The 14,424-nt window shown below is 37.1% G+C and carries 15 protein-coding genes and 1 tRNA gene; 15 read left to right on the top strand and 1 reads right to left on the bottom strand.

Going from position 1 to position 14,424, the window contains the following annotated elements; all coding sequences use genetic code 11:
• Positions 1-567 carry a sugar O-acetyltransferase gene (locus ILA26_RS07970; protein WP_292896102.1) on the bottom strand — a complete coding sequence of 189 codons (567 nt, stop codon included), beginning with the start codon at positions 565-567 and terminating at the stop codon, positions 1-3.
• A 44-nt stretch (positions 568-611) separates the two neighbouring features.
• Here ILA26_RS07970 and aroA point away from each other — a divergent pair, with 44 nt between their 5' ends.
• The 15 genes from aroA to ILA26_RS07895 all read left to right on the top strand — a co-directional run bounded on the left by aroA (position 612) and on the right by ILA26_RS07895 (position 14,418).
• A complete protein-coding gene (gene aroA / locus ILA26_RS07965; protein WP_292896100.1) occupies positions 612-1,934 on the top strand; it encodes a 3-phosphoshikimate 1-carboxyvinyltransferase in 1,323 nt (440 codons plus the stop codon).
• Positions 1,927-2,556, top strand: coding sequence for an endonuclease III (gene nth / locus ILA26_RS07960; RefSeq protein ID WP_292896098.1), 630 nt, complete (start codon positions 1,927-1,929; stop codon positions 2,554-2,556). Before aroA ends, nth begins: the two co-directional genes overlap by 8 nt.
• 32 nt (positions 2,557-2,588) lie before the next feature.
• Positions 2,589-3,149 (top strand): TMEM175 family protein, encoded by a 561-nt coding sequence (locus ILA26_RS07955; protein WP_292896096.1) that lies wholly within the window; start codon positions 2,589-2,591, stop codon positions 3,147-3,149.
• Between the two features lie 170 nt (positions 3,150-3,319).
• Positions 3,320-4,267, top strand: a complete 948-nt coding sequence (gene cysK, locus ILA26_RS07950; RefSeq protein ID WP_292896094.1) for a cysteine synthase A — start codon at positions 3,320-3,322, stop codon at positions 4,265-4,267.
• A 59-nt stretch (positions 4,268-4,326) separates the two neighbouring features.
• Positions 4,327-5,034, top strand: coding sequence for a serine O-acetyltransferase (gene cysE, locus ILA26_RS07945; RefSeq protein WP_292896092.1), 708 nt, complete (start codon positions 4,327-4,329; stop codon positions 5,032-5,034).
• An 11-nt stretch (positions 5,035-5,045) separates the two neighbouring features.
• Positions 5,046-5,420, top strand: a complete 375-nt coding sequence (locus tag ILA26_RS07940; protein ID WP_292896090.1) for a transcriptional regulator — start codon at positions 5,046-5,048, stop codon at positions 5,418-5,420.
• 73 nt (positions 5,421-5,493) lie between these two features.
• Positions 5,494-5,565 (top strand) — tRNA-Cys (locus ILA26_RS07935).
• Positions 5,566-5,597: 32 nt separating this feature from the next.
• Positions 5,598-6,947, top strand: coding sequence for a cysteine--tRNA ligase (gene cysS, locus ILA26_RS07930; protein WP_292896088.1), 1,350 nt, complete (start codon positions 5,598-5,600; stop codon positions 6,945-6,947).
• 325 nt (positions 6,948-7,272) lie between these two features.
• Positions 7,273-8,571: an O-acetylhomoserine aminocarboxypropyltransferase/cysteine synthase family protein gene (locus ILA26_RS07925; protein ID WP_292896087.1), complete on the top strand. Its 1,299-nt coding sequence runs from the start codon at positions 7,273-7,275 to the stop codon at positions 8,569-8,571.
• Positions 8,572-8,647: 76 nt separating this feature from the next.
• Positions 8,648-9,856 carry a cysteine desulfurase NifS gene (gene nifS / locus ILA26_RS07920; protein ID WP_292896086.1) on the top strand — a complete coding sequence of 403 codons (1,209 nt, stop codon included), beginning with the start codon at positions 8,648-8,650 and terminating at the stop codon, positions 9,854-9,856.
• Positions 9,857-9,858: 2 nt separating this feature from the next.
• Positions 9,859-10,230 carry a Fe-S cluster assembly scaffold protein NifU gene (nifU, locus tag ILA26_RS07915; RefSeq protein ID WP_292896085.1) on the top strand — a complete coding sequence of 124 codons (372 nt, stop codon included), beginning with the start codon at positions 9,859-9,861 and terminating at the stop codon, positions 10,228-10,230.
• Positions 10,231-10,284: 54 nt separating this feature from the next.
• The gene (locus ILA26_RS07910; RefSeq protein ID WP_292896083.1) at positions 10,285-10,650 is read left to right on the top strand and encodes a desulfoferrodoxin family protein; all 366 of its coding nucleotides are present in this window, start codon (positions 10,285-10,287) and stop codon (positions 10,648-10,650) included.
• Positions 10,651-10,853: 203 nt separating this feature from the next.
• On the top strand, positions 10,854-11,252 hold the full coding sequence (locus tag ILA26_RS07905) for a hypothetical protein (protein WP_292896081.1): 399 nt from the start codon (positions 10,854-10,856) through the stop codon (positions 11,250-11,252).
• A gap of 14 nt (positions 11,253-11,266) precedes the next feature.
• On the top strand, positions 11,267-13,528 hold the full coding sequence (locus ILA26_RS07900; protein WP_292896079.1) for a DHH family phosphoesterase: 2,262 nt from the start codon (positions 11,267-11,269) through the stop codon (positions 13,526-13,528).
• Positions 13,525-14,418: a zinc ribbon domain-containing protein gene (locus tag ILA26_RS07895; protein WP_292896077.1), complete on the top strand. Its 894-nt coding sequence runs from the start codon at positions 13,525-13,527 to the stop codon at positions 14,416-14,418. The genes ILA26_RS07900 and ILA26_RS07895 overlap by 4 nt, the downstream gene beginning before the upstream one ends.
• Positions 14,419-14,424: the final 6 nt, after the last annotated feature.

Below are 14,424 nucleotides of genomic sequence, written 5' to 3'. Positions count from 1 at the left end.
TCACTCAAGGTCATTTTCTATTTCCTTAACCACACGAGCTGGAACACCTAGCGCAAGGGAATTGTCTGGAATGTCCTTTGTCACAACGGCGCCTGCTCCAATGACTACATTGTCTCCAATTGTAACTCCCGGAAGAATTGTCACGTTGGCACCAAGCCAGACATCATTGCCTATTCTAATTTCACTTGCCTGCCCCAAATGTTCACGCCTTTTTTTAGGGGATAATGGGTGGCCGACGGTTGTTATGGTTGTGTTCGGTCCGATCATCACATTGTCTCCAATGTGGACTTCGTTAATGTCAAGTATTGTCAAGTTGAAGTTTGCGGTGAAGTTGTTTCCGATATGTATGTTTTTCCCATAGTCAAAGCAGAATCTCTTTGCAATCCATACCTTTTCACCGACGGAACCTAAAATTTCACTCAATACCTCATGCTGCTTGTCCAAATCGTCTTCTGGGAGTGAATTGAATATGTTTGCGTTTTCAATCGCTCTCAATTTCATCAAGGATATTTCCTCTTCATCATAGCAGTATTCAAGGCCTGCCAGCATTTTGTCAAATTCTTTCATAGGTAAGTATTTATTGAAATTAATTTAAAAATATTTATGATAGCATGATTCTTAAGGTAAAAAATATTTCAGAAATCGGTGGGGTCGTAAAGGCACCGCCTTCCAAAAGTTATTCCCACAGAGCAGTAATTCTAGCCAGTTTGGCTAATGGAACCTCAAAATTATATGATATGTTATACTCAGAAGATACTTTAGCTTCCATTCGTGTTTGTGAAGCTTTAGGTGCTAAAATTACCAGAAAAGATGATTGTTTGGAAGTCATTGGAACTGGAGGCAAGCTTCACAACTCTTCCCAATCTCCAATTGATCTTGCAAACTCAGGAACTACCTTAAGATTGATGACCAGTGTTTCAGCATTGTCCGACAATGAGGTCACATTGACCGGTGACGAGTCCCTTCAAACCCGTCCGATGGGTTTGCTGATGGATGCCCTATGGCCTCTAGGTGTGGAAACCGAATCATTAAACGATAATGACAAGGCACCGATTTTAATCAAGCCAGGATATGTCGGTGGCGAAACCAACATCATGGGAAATGTTAGTTCCCAGTTCATCTCATCAATTATAATATCCTCTCCGTTATCCGATAAGGGTGCAACATTATACGTGTTGCCGGAATTCAAGTCAAAGCCTTACGTTAACATGACTTTGGATATCATGAGGAAATTTGGAGTCAATGTGCTTAAGGGGTATTACTTGAAGCATGAGTCCTGTGACAAGGAGCATCAAAGCTGCAGAATTGATGAGTTCAAGGTCAGAAAACAGGATTATGTAGCTTGTGACTACACTGTTGAGGGAGATTACTCTTCAGCATCATATTTATTGGCTTTAATTGCAATAAATGGTGGTCAGGCTAAAATTAAGAATCTGTTCTTTGATTCAAAGCAAGGGGACAAATACATATTGGACATCCTGCAGAAAATGGGTGCAACAATAATCCGTGGTGAGGATTATGTTGAAATTGCTTCTGAGGGAAATCTAAAGGCTATTGACGTTAACCTGTCTAATGCTCCTGACTTGCTGATAACGGTTGCAGTATTGGCTGCAATGGCTGAAGGAACAACTAATATCACAGGTGTTGCACATGCAAGAGTTAAGGAAACCGACAGAATAGATACCACTTGTCGTGAATTGGAGAAATTGGGCTGTAAACTTGAAGAGCATGAGGACGGCATGAGCATTACTGGGGGAGTAACCTCAGGTGTTGTCGATTCACATGGTGACCACAGACTGGCAATGGCATTCAGTCTTATTGGGCTGAAACAGGACATCATGATTACAAATGGGGATGTGTTTGATGTGTCATTCCCTAATTTCATTGAAAGCATGGCAGAATTAGGATTTGAATTGGAGTTAGAAGATGAATAAGGAAGAAAGAGTAATCAAGTTAATCGAGGAGTTGGAAAGCGTTTTTCAAATCAGGACATTCCTGGACCATGACCCTTATAAGGTGTTGATTAGGACAATTCTGTCCCAAAGGACAAGGGATGAGAACACTGACCAGGCCACTAATAATCTATTTGAAAAGTATCCTGACATTTATGCTGTTGTTGAGGCTCCAATCGATGATGTTAAAGAACTAATCAGACCTGCTGGCTTTTATAATGTTAAGGCAGCTCGTATTCAGGAGGTTTCACAAATATTAATAGACCAGTATGGTGGTGAGGTTCCTGATACTGTTGAGGAGATGATTAAGCTTCCTGGTGTTGGCCGTAAAACCGCTAATTGTGTCATGGTTTTTGCCTTTGAGCTTCCTGCAATTCCTGTAGACACTCATGTTCACAGAATCTCAAACCGTTTGGGCCTTGTTAACACAAAGGATCCTGAAGACACAGAGGTTGAATTGTGCAAAATCGCTCCTGAGGAGTTGTGGATTAAACTTAATGACCTGATGGTGCAGTTTGGCCAGAACATCTGCAAGCCGATAGGCCCTCAGTGTGAGATTTGTCCATGCACTGATATCTGCGATTATTTTTATGAAAACGTTTAATTGTTTGAGGAGATTATATGAGTGAAAGGTATTTGTCGACTAATAGATTAGAAGCATTTTATGATGCAATTATTGCAATTATTGTAACAGTTTTGGTTTTGGAATTACCTCAACCTGCTACTGCATCTATTCAAGCTATTTTAGCAATCAAAACTTCTTATTTTGCTTATTTGATAAGTTTTTTAGTTTGTACAAATCTTTGGCAGTATCATCATTTGATCTATGCTCATGTTGAGCGAATAAATCCGGTAATTATATGGCAAAATATATTGCTGTTATTGGTTGTTTCATTGCTTCCATATCTGACAACATTTGTTGCTAATAATCCATTTTCTTTACTTGCAGAAGCAATATTTGGATTGGATTTTATACTTGTAAATGTTATACTGTTTTGGATGGCAAAATCATTGATAAATGTAAATCCTAATCAAGAAGGATTGTCAGGGGCTTTGGACGTAAAAACTGCACTTGTTATTCCGTTTTTGATTTTTATTGTGGGTTTGATAATTGCTTTTATGGGTTATCCATTTGCAATCAGTATCTGTTGTTTAATATCAGTTGTAAGGTCTATTATTGTTTCAATCAGAACCTAATTTAAATGTAGAAAATAATTTCTACTATCTTTTTTTTAGTTTTACCAAAACATTTATAAAGTAAAACAATGTTATATAACAATAGTTATTATAACGAATGTTATATAACTATTCAAATTAACCCTTTTAATATACCAGTAAAAACAATTAATAATTAAGGAGAAAAAATTATGGTAAATGTTCCAAAATTGAAAAGAGGAGTACTTGATAGTGTTGTAGATGCAATTGGAAACACTCCGATTGTAAGATTAAACAACCTAACAAAAGATTTAGAAGCAGAAGTTGATGTAAAAATCGAATCATTCAACCCTACTGGTAGTGTAAAAGACAGAGTTGCTGTTGCAATGATTGAAGATGCAGAAGAAAAAGGCTTGCTCAAGCCAGGTGCTACAATCATCGAGCCAACCAGTGGAAATACTGGTATAGGACTTGCATTTGCAGCTGCTGCTAAAGGTTACAAGTTAATATTGACCATGCCTGAAACCATGTCCATCGAAAGAAGAAAATTCTTAAGTATCTTAGGTGCTGAATTGGTCTTGACCCCTGGTGCTGATGGAATGGGTGGAGCTATTGCAAAGGCAAATGAATTGAATGAGGAAACTCCTGACTCAATAATTTTAGGTCAATTTGACAACCCTGCTAACGTGAAAATCCATGCTGAAACAACCGCTCAGGAAATTTTAAGAGACACTGAGGGCAATGTGGACATTGTCATTGCAGGTGTCGGAACCGGTGGAACAATCACTGGAATCGGTAAGGTCTTAAAAGAGGAAGTTCCTGGTGTTAAAATCGTTGCGGTAGAACCTAAGGATTCACAAACTCTTGGAAAAGGTGAGAAAGGACCTCACAAAATCCAAGGTATCGGTGCAGGATTTGTGCCTTCAATCTATGATGCTGATGTGATTGATGAGATTATTCCGGTCGAAAATGAAGATGCTGGAAACACTTTACTTGCCCTCGCTAAGGAGGAAGGTATATTTTCCGGTATATCCTCAGGAGCAGCTACTTGGGCTGCTTTGGATTTAGCTAAAAAAGAAGAAAATAAGGGTAAAAGAATAATAGCAATCTTACCTGACAATGGAGAAAGATATCTCTCTGTAGATTGGCTATTTGATTAAGTAAAACTATATATACCATATGTTATATAATTTAATATATAACATTTTTGAGGTTTATAATGTTCAACGGGTTAAGGAGTGAAATAAAAGCTATAAAAGATAAGGATCCTGCCGCAAGGTCCACATTAGAAATTTTCTTGTGTTATCCTGGATTTTATGCATTATTATTTCACAGAGTGAGCCACTGGTTATGGAATCATTCCTTAAAGTTGCTTGCTCGTATGAATTCTAATTTGGCCAGGTTTTTGACTGGTATAGAAATTCATCCCGGTGCAACATTTGGTAAACGCGTATTTATTGATCATGGAATGGGAGTTGTTGTAGGGGAAACTGCAATTGTTGGAGATGATGTACTTATTTACCAGGGAGTAATCCTTGGAGGTACAAGTACTGAAAAAACTAAAAGACATCCTACAGTTGAAAGAGGAGTAATTATTGGAGCTGGTGCTAAGGTAATGGGAAACATCACTATTGGTGAGTATTCAAAAATTGGTACCGGTGCTGTAGTGCTTAAAGATGTTCCTCCTCAATCAACATGTGTTGGAGTTCCTGGACGTATAGTTAGACGTAAAGGTGTGCGTCCTGAGAAAGTTGACCTTGATCACAATAAGCTCCCGGACCCTGTTGCTGATGCAATCAGAACAATCGAAAAGCATCTTCAGGATAATGACAAGCGCTTTGAAATATTATTTGAAAAGCATGAAATTTGTCTGACTGAGGATATTCGAGATGAACAAGAAGATTTAGAGGATTTGTTTAAAAAATAGAAGGGATTTTTATGAAACCGCCTTGTGAAATCGTAGTATGGTATGTAATACCTGCAATTAGATCAGAATTAGCAAAAGAACTTTTAAACTTGGGAATGAAACAGAAAGATGTTTCTGAACTTATGGATATAACCCAACCTGCCGTATCCCAGTACATAACCGATAAAAGGGGTAGTGGAATTAAGCTTGATGATAGTGTCAGAGCTGAAATACATGAATTTGCTCGTCAATTGGCTGAAGGTGAAGCCACCAAGGCTGACTTGATTCCTAGAACCTGTGCAATATGCAAGAATGTTAAAACTGTGGATGTGTTGGAACAACTCAACATTGATAAATCCGAACTTGGTGAGGACTGTCAATCTTGTTTAGGTTCTGAGGCAGAATAGGAAAATATTGGAAAAAATAGTAAACTTTATAAACTATTAACTACCAATATTTTATTATCCTATATATGTTTATGGCAAGTTTACCGAGTGGCTTAGGTGTGTGGCTGCAGACCATAATACGGGGGTTCAAATCCCTCACTTGCCTTTTTACAATTACTTTTTTTCGAGGTTATTTTTATGAACGTTTATTCTACATTAACTCGTAGTAAACAAGACTTTGTAACTATTAATAAGAACAGAGTTAACTTATTTGTTTGCGGACCAACTGTTTATGACGATGCTCACATTGGTCACGGAAGAACATACATCTCTTTTGACACAATTAAAAGATACTTGGAATACAAAGGATATGCAGTATTCTATATCCAAAACATCACTGACATTGATGACAAGATCATCAACAGGTCAAAAGAAAGCGGAATTCCTGCAAGCCAGTTAGCTCGCAAGTTCGAGAAAAGATACATTGAAGACATGCACAAATTAAATGTGAATGGTGTTAACTTATTTGCTAGAGCAACCGATCATGTTGATGAAATTTTAGACCAAATTCAAAGATTGATTGACAAGGGTTTTGCTTATGAAACCGAAGATGGGGTTTACTTTGAAATCGAAAAATTCCCTGAATTCGGTAAATTATCCAACAGAAACATTGAAGAATTGGAATCCCACAGGGACATTGCAGAAACCACAAAGAAAAATCCGCAAGACTTCGCTTTATGGAAAAAACGTGAAGGAGTGGACGAACCGACCTGGCCTTCCCCATGGGGAGACGGAAGACCTGGATGGCATATTGAGGACACTGCAATCACCGAATACTACTTCGGACCACAATATGATGCGCACGGTGGAGGACTTGACTTGATCTTCCCTCACCACGAAGCTGAAATCACCCAGATGGAAGCTGTATCAGGTAAAGCTCCAATGGTTAAATTCTGGTTGCACACCGGATTTTTAAACGTTAACGGAGAAAAGATGTCAAAATCCCTTAACAATTTCATCACTATTCGTGAATTGCTTGAGGATTATGCTCCTGAAACATTCAGATTCTTCGTGCTTTCAACCCATTACAGAAGTCCTATTGACTTTTCAAAAGACTCACTTCACCAATCCGAAAAAAGCTTGGACAGAATCAGAAAGTTCTATGAACAGCTGGATGTTGAAGTATGTGAAAATGTCGAGTCAGATTATGAGGTTTTAGCTAAATGGAGCAAAGAGTTCTTTGACAGCATGGATGATGACTTCAACACTCCAAAAGCTATTGCAGCACTATTTGGATTGATCAATGATTCCAAAAATGAATTGGATAATCTGGCTGATGAGGATAAGATTGCCATTAAGGCATTCTTGGATGATGCAGCACATATTTTTGGTGTAAGCTTTGAAACTGAAGATGTTAATGCAGGTTCTGATGATTTGTTAGAACTAATTTCTGAAGTAAGATCTGAGTTAAGAGCTAACAAGCAATATGACTTATCCGATAAAATCCGTGATAACCTACAAGCATTAGGTTTTGACATAAACGACTAAGAGAATCCATTCTCTTCTTTTTTTAATTTTTTTTTCATATTTTCAGTTTTTTTTTCGTTGAAAAATATAACAATGTTTATATATTAAAATAACATATGTTATATTATGTATAACAATGTTTTATCTCAATGTTATATTCTTAAGTTTTGGTATTCCAAAACATTTATATATTAAAAATAACTATTGTTATATAGCACTATATAACACGTGATATATTTTAAGAAAAATAAACTTACACGCACCCTATATTGATATAATTCACACACCTGAAATATAGTTGGTTTAAATCACGCAATAGTGCTCAAAAATAAATTAAGGTGATAAAATGACAAATGAAAAGAATTACGGATTAGCAACATTAGGTGTACGTGCAGGACAAACTCCAGACCCAGTAACAGGGGCTCAAGCGGTTCCTATTTATCAAACTACTTCATATGTATTTAAAGACTCAGATGAGGCTGCAAGAAGATTCGCCCTTCAAGAGTTTGGTCAAATTTACTCCAGACTCACAAACCCTACCAGTGATGTGTTTGAAGCAAGAATTGCTGCTATCGAAGGCGGTAACTCAGGAATTTCAACATCAAGTGGTCTTGCGGCAATTTCATATGCAATTTTAAATGTAACCGAACCTGGAGACAACATTGTTTCTGCAGACAACCTTTACGGTGGAACTTACCAATTGTTCAACTACACTTTCAAGGATCTTGCAAGAGAAGTCAAGTTTGTAAACTCTCAAGACTTGGAAGCTTTTGAAGCAGCAATTGATGAAAAGACAAAAGCTATTTACGTTGAATCAATCGGAAACCCAAAATTGGATGTGCCTGACTTTGAGGCACTTGCAGAAATTGCACACTCACATGATATTCCATTGATTGTGGACAACACTGTAGGTGTAGGTCTTGTAAGGCCATTGGAACACGGTGCAGACGTGATTGCAGCATCCGCAACAAAATATGTTGGTGGACACGGTACTGCAATTGGAGGATACATCGTTGACTCAGGTAAATTCAACTGGGGTAACGGCAAATTTGCAAACTTCACAAAAGCAGATCCAAGTTACCATGGATTAGTATTCTGGGATGCATTCGGTGACGTGCCAGGTCTTGGAAACGTTGCATTCACTGTAAGAGTAAGAGCAAGACTTTTAAGAGATTTAGGTGCAACCCAAGCACCAGTACACAGCTTCATATTCCTCCAAGGATTGGAAAGCTTAGACGTACGTGTAAAAAGACATTCTGAAAATGCCATTAAAGTGGCAAAATTCTTAGAATCCCACCCTAAAGTCAAATGGGTAAACTATCCAGGATTGGAATCTCACCCAACCTATGAAATCAACAAGAAATACTTGAAAGACAACTTTGCAGGAATCTTAGGATTCGGTGTTGAAGGGGGAGAAGAAGCTGGAAGAAAAGTAATCGAAAAATTAGAATTGTTCTCAATACTTGCAAACATCGGTGATGCAAAAAGTCTCGCAATCCACCCTGCAAGTACAACACACCAACAATTGAGTCCTGAAGAACAAGAGGCAACCGGTGTGACTCCAGACTTCATCAGACTCTCAATCGGTTTAGAGGACGTAAATGACTTAATCGCTGATTTAAGTCAAGCATTAGATAGTATCTAGTTACTATCTAATCACTTAAAATTTTTATAGAATAAAGATTTTACTTATTAAAAAAGAAATTTTTGGAGATAATGAAATGTATTTAGATAACTCTGCAACTACTCAAGTTAGCCAAGAAGTTTTTAAGGAAATGGAACCTTATTTCACACAAGAGTTCGGAAATCCTTCCACTCTTTACAAAATAGGTCGTGAATCAAAAAAGGCATTGGATTTAGCTCGTCAAAGAGTGGCTGATGCTATCAATGCAAAACCTGAAGAAATTTATTTCACAAGCGGAGGATCAGAGTCAGACAACCTTGCAATCAAGGGTATTGCATTCAAATTAGCTAAAAAGGGTAAGCATATTATCACCACAAATATCGAACACCCTGCTGTTAAGAACACATTAGGCTTTTTAGAATCTCTCGATTTCAAGGTAACCTACTTGCCAGTTAATGAAAATGGTATTATCAGCATTGATGACTTAAAAGCAGCAATCACTGATGAAACCATCTTAATCACTGTGATGCATGCGAACAATGAAATCGGTACAGTCCAACCTATTGAGGAAATAGGTAAAATCGCTCGTGAAAAAGGCATCAAGTTCCATACAGATGCCGTTCAAAGCTTCGGTAAGATTGAAGTGGATGTTGAAAAACAGAACATTGACCTTCTTTCATTATCTTCCCATAAAATTAACGGTCCAAAAGGTGTAGGTGCAATTTACATCAAGAAAGGAACACGTGTAGTGCCACTTATCCATGGTGGTGGCCAAGAGAAAGGAATAAGATCCGGAACCGAAAATGTTCCGGGAATCGTTGGATTTGGAAAGGCTTGCGAATTGGCTGCAAATCAATTGGATGAACATTATGAAAAGTTATCCTCAATTCGTGATGAGCTAATTGAAAAGGTATTGACTACAATTCCTGAAGCGTACTTGAATGGAGATAAAGATAACAGACTGCCAAACCTTGTTAATTTCCGTTTCAAAGCTATTGAAGGAGAGTCATTAATACTATTGCTTGATGCTAAAGGATATCAGGCTTCAACCGGTTCCGCATGTTCATCAAATACCCTCGAAGCATCTCCTGTTCTAACTGCATTAGGATTGGATCCAGTTGATGTTCATGGTTCATTAAGAATATCTCTTGCGCCTGAAAGCGACGCATTTGATGTTGATGAATTTGTGGAAACAATTGCAGAAGCAGTGAAAAGATTAAGACAAATGTCCCCATTGTGGAATCAAGAATTAGATTATGATAATATTATGTGCAAAAAGCACGATGATACCTGTAGGAAGTGTTAATTATGGATTATTCAGAAAAAGTTATGGACCACTTTGCAAACCCAAGAAACTGTAGAGTGATGGAAGACGCTAACGGAGTTGGAACCGTGGGAAACCCAACCTGCGGAGACTTGATGACTATTTACATAAAAGTGGAGGACAATGTAATTCAGGACATTTCCTTCCAGACATTCGGTTGCGGTGCAGCGATTGCAACAAGCAGTATGATTACCGAAATTGCTGTTGGAAAAACCGTTGAGGAAGCATTGCAAATCTCCCGTAATGATGTTGCGGAAGAATTGGATGGTCTTCCACCAATAAAAATGCACTGTTCAAACCTTGCTGCAGATGGTCTTCAGGCTGCCATTGAAAACTATAAGGAAAACAATCAATAATAATAAATACTTTGAATAATAAAATATCTTTAATCTATTTAGGAGATGTTTTATATGGCAAAAATATTAAAATGTGACGACTGTGGAAGTATTATCCAAGTTTTAGTTGAAGATGACGGCGACGCATGTGACGCTCACATGCTCAAAATACCAGTACAAACTGAAGGAGAAAAATCTCCAAAACACAAACCTGTAGTTGAAATCGATGGTGACAAAGTAACCGTTAAAGTCGGTGAAGCAGCACACCCAATGGATGACGACCACTACATTCAATTCTTAGTTGTTGAAGCAGGTAATGAACAATACGCAAAATGCTTCGCTCCTGGAGATGTTGCAGAAGCAACCTTCACAGTTAACTCAACTGATGATGTTAAAGTATTAGCATTTTGTAACTTACACGGACTTTGGTCCAGCGAATAAGTTTAAAATTAACTTTTTAAACTTTCTTATTTTTTTCTTTAAATCTTTTAAATTTTTCAATATAACAAATTTTAATAACATCTTTTTATATAATTTAATACGTGTCTAGTTATATAAAATTAATAATTTTTATTGTAGTTTTAGTTTTTATATCCACTGCTATTGTCTTTATTGATAGTTCAATGGATAATATTAACCAGTCCATGCCATCAATTAGTGATAGTATAGTTCAGGGTGATAAAGATTACAATGAATCCGTTGAATTATTGAATAATAAAAATTATGAAGAATCAAGTCAAAAGGCGATTTCAGCTGGAGATAATTACAACAGTAGTTTGAATAAGTTACTTGAGATTAAAGAGAAGTTTAGCAAGGATTTGAATGATGTTCATAAGGATTACATTGACACAACCATAAAAGAATTAGAATTGAAATTAAAAGCTGTTGATGATTTGAAAGAATCAATTTATTATTTGAGGAATTATTATAATTACACAGGTTCAAATTATGGATCTGAGGCCAATGATTACATTTATGAATCATTGACATATCAAAATCAAAGAAATGAGATTGTTCAAAATAATTCAGAATTATTTAATTAAACGTGAGGTTTTAAATGAAAACTAAATGTCCAAAATGTAAGGGAATAGGTTCCGTTGTAGTGGATTATAAGGAATGTGATGCATGTGGCGGAACAGGTTTTGAAGACGATGCCTTTGATGTGGGAAGTCATTTCAAAGGAATAAACAATAATGCAAGAGCAAAATTTGACCTCGGAGGAGATGAAGACATTCCATGTGAAGTTTGTAACGGAAAAGGACAGGTTGAAGTTTATGAGGAATGTCCTTACTGTCATGGAACAGGTCAGGTTAATGTCTGTAGAGACTGTGGAAAACTGCTCGATGAGAAATATGACATCTGCCATGAGTGCGGTGAGAAAAGAAAAGCTGAAAAGGCTAAGCATGATGAGTATGAAGCTCGCAGAAATGCCAAAAGGGATGTTTACGTTCTTGATTCAATTTGTAACATGAAAGATATTGACAGGGACAAATTATACAAGGGTAAAATCACAAGAGTTGAAAGGTATGGGGCTTTCGTTTCCTTGAACAATAACGTTTGGGGACTTATGAGAGGAGATGTCTCCGAATATAATGTGGGTGATGAGATTGTCGTATTCATCACAGCCATCAAGTCAAGGGAAGGCAAGATTGATTTTGCACCGGCTTATGTTGATTCTTATAATCTTAAGAGATTGACCAAATCCATTCCAAGAACTCTCATCGGTCAACTTGAAGAGAAAAAAGGAAAAATCGTCAGGATTGATGGGCAAGTACAGCAAATCCAGCAGACTTCCGGTCCAACAATATTTATCATTAGTGATGAAAGCGGTACTACTGAAATTGCTGCATTTGACAAGGCTGGAGAGAGGTCTTATCCTGAAATCGAGTTGGATGATGCGGTTCAGGTGATTGGTGAAGTTAATGAACATGGTGGAAAAACTCAAATCGAGTCATCTTCAATGGTAAAACTTGATGAAGAAAGTACTAAACAATTACATAAATTAATTGATGATGCATTAAATAGGAAAGCTCAACCGGAAGATGTTGAATTCTTGGTTAAAAGTGATGTTTTAAACAGACTTAAACCTAAGATGTATGAGGCAGCTAGAAGAATAAGAAGGGCAATACTTGATGGAAGGACAATTTTGTTAAGACATCATAACGATGCGGATGGAATATGTTCAGGAGTTGCGATGGAAAAGGCTATTGTCCCATTGATACAAAAGGAAAATCCAAGTAATGATGCTGAATACTATTATTTCAAAAGATCGCCTAGTAAGGCTCCATTCTATGAGCTTGAAGATGTGGTTAAGGACTTGTCATTTGCTTTAGAGGATCAGGAAAGGCATGGTCAGAAATTACCTCTGATAGTACTGTTGGACAACGGTTCAACCGAAGAGGATATTGTGGCATTGATGCAAGCGAAAATCTATGATATTGAGGTTGTTGTAATCGACCACCACTCTCCAGGGGACTTGATTACAAAAGACGAACGTGACGGAGAAATTTATGGAGCCACTGTGGCTGTGGATGAATACGTTGACTGTCATGTAAATCCGTATCTTGTTGGGGGAGACTCACAATTGACAGCAGGAGCACTTGCTACAGAAGTGGCACATATCATAAATCCAGATGTTAAAAGGTTAGTTCAACACTTGCCTGCTGTGGCTGCATTAGGTGACCGTGCGGAAAGCGGTGAAGTATACCAATACTTAAAATTAGCCGCTCAAAAAGGATTTACTGAAGAGCATTTGGCTAAGATAGCTGAATGTGTTGACTTTGAAGCTTATTTCTTAAGATTCATGAATGGTAGAGGAATAATGGATACCATTTTGGCGGTTGGCAATCTTGATAAACACAAAAAGATGATTGAAGCTTTATATAATGAATATCAAAAGAGGATTGACACTCAACTTAGGGCTGCTCTTCCTAATATCAAAAGGACACAGCTTGAAAATGGAATTTACTTCAATTTACTTGATGTAGAGAAATTTGCACATAAGTTTACATTCCCAGCACCTGGAAAAACATGCGGTTTTGTCCATGACCATGTAATTAAGGAATTGGGAGAAGACAAACCAATTGTCACATTAGGACATGGTCCAGACTTTGGGGTATTCAGGGCAACTGATGCGGTAAATGAACAATATGGATTTAATGTTAATGAAATAGTTTCAAAAATGATTGAAAGGGTTCCACAAGCAGGTATTGATGGTGGAGGCCATGAATGTGCCGGATCTATAAAATACATCGAAGGATTAGGCGAAGAAGTTTTATATAAGGTTGTGGAAGAAATTCAATCTTTATCCAAACAATGATGAAAATGCGTCCTGGTAATTACTGTAAAAATTGTGGACATAGAATACTTCCAAACGAACCCTATTGTAAGGGATGTGGGTGTAAAACAGGTTTTGATTCAAATGAAAAAGTCAATGTTTTAACACCTCCAATCCACAATATCGGGTTTTTCAATTTTGAAATAGACTTTTCACCATATATCAACACCAAAAATAACTTCAAATATGAAATTTGCTCCTGTGGCTATTTAAATGACATTGATAATGATTTCTGTGATATGTGTGGGGCAAAACGGTCTGAAAGCAAACTATCTAAATTATTGAAGAGAAATTCCAAACCCAAGTTTTCAATGGATACCATTTTGTGTGAATGCGGGGCCATTAATTCAAAAGAGAATGTCTATTGTGAAATGTGTGGAAAGCAATTGAAGGAAGATTCAATTAACTCCAATGATAATTACAGTAATTTTAATCTGGAATTTAGGGATTCTATATTCTGTTTTTGTGGTGATGAAAATGAGAAATTCTCACAATTTTGCCGTAATTGCGGATTGCCCTTGAGGAATTACGGTGCTTTGGATGATATTAAGATACTTTGCACTTGTTCAGCTCTAAATGATGTTACCTCTGATTTTTGTATAAATTGTGGTGTTAACCTAAAAAAGGAAGATAAGAAGATTGTCTGTATCTGTGGCCATAGCAATCCTTCTCATTTTAGATTTTGTGAGCATTGCGATAGGCCTTTAAATCCTAATCGCAGTATTAAAACCCGGATTGTTTGCAGTTGTGGTGAAATTCTTGATTGGGATAATGAATATTGTCCGAACTGCGGTAAAAACATTAAAAGGAGAATTTCACGTAAAAATTCGATTAATTCAACAGTAAAAAGTCTTAAAAGCATGCTTAGGTAGGTGTCA

The sequence above is a fragment of the Methanobrevibacter sp. genome (assembly GCF_017940815.1).
Taxonomy (GTDB): Archaea; Methanobacteriota; Methanobacteria; order Methanobacteriales; family Methanobacteriaceae; genus Methanocatella.
Note: the sequence above shows the minus strand (reverse complement) of the source record. Positions and strands in the feature narration are given on the sequence as shown.

Coding starts and splice junctions, on each gene's coding strand:
- ILA26_RS07910 (WP_292896083.1), top strand. CDS start 10,285: ATGGCAAAAATATTAAAATGTGACGACTGTGGAAGTATTATCCAAGTT.
- ILA26_RS07925 (WP_292896087.1), top strand. CDS start 7,273: ATGACAAATGAAAAGAATTACGGATTAGCAACATTAGGTGTACGTGCA.
- ILA26_RS07905 (WP_292896081.1), top strand. CDS start 10,854: ATGCCATCAATTAGTGATAGTATAGTTCAGGGTGATAAAGATTACAAT.
- nifU (WP_292896085.1), top strand. CDS start 9,859: ATGGATTATTCAGAAAAAGTTATGGACCACTTTGCAAACCCAAGAAAC.
- ILA26_RS07940 (WP_292896090.1), top strand. CDS start 5,046: ATGAAACCGCCTTGTGAAATCGTAGTATGGTATGTAATACCTGCAATT.
- aroA (WP_292896100.1), top strand. CDS start 612: ATGATTCTTAAGGTAAAAAATATTTCAGAAATCGGTGGGGTCGTAAAG.
- nth (WP_292896098.1), top strand. CDS start 1,927: ATGAATAAGGAAGAAAGAGTAATCAAGTTAATCGAGGAGTTGGAAAGC.
- ILA26_RS07970 (WP_292896102.1), bottom strand. CDS start 567: ATGAAAGAATTTGACAAAATGCTGGCAGGCCTTGAATACTGCTATGAT.
- cysS (WP_292896088.1), top strand. CDS start 5,598: ATGAACGTTTATTCTACATTAACTCGTAGTAAACAAGACTTTGTAACT.
- cysK (WP_292896094.1), top strand. CDS start 3,320: ATGGTAAATGTTCCAAAATTGAAAAGAGGAGTACTTGATAGTGTTGTA.
- ILA26_RS07895 (WP_292896077.1), top strand. CDS start 13,525: ATGATGAAAATGCGTCCTGGTAATTACTGTAAAAATTGTGGACATAGA.
- nifS (WP_292896086.1), top strand. CDS start 8,648: ATGTATTTAGATAACTCTGCAACTACTCAAGTTAGCCAAGAAGTTTTT.
- cysE (WP_292896092.1), top strand. CDS start 4,327: ATGTTCAACGGGTTAAGGAGTGAAATAAAAGCTATAAAAGATAAGGAT.
- ILA26_RS07900 (WP_292896079.1), top strand. CDS start 11,267: ATGAAAACTAAATGTCCAAAATGTAAGGGAATAGGTTCCGTTGTAGTG.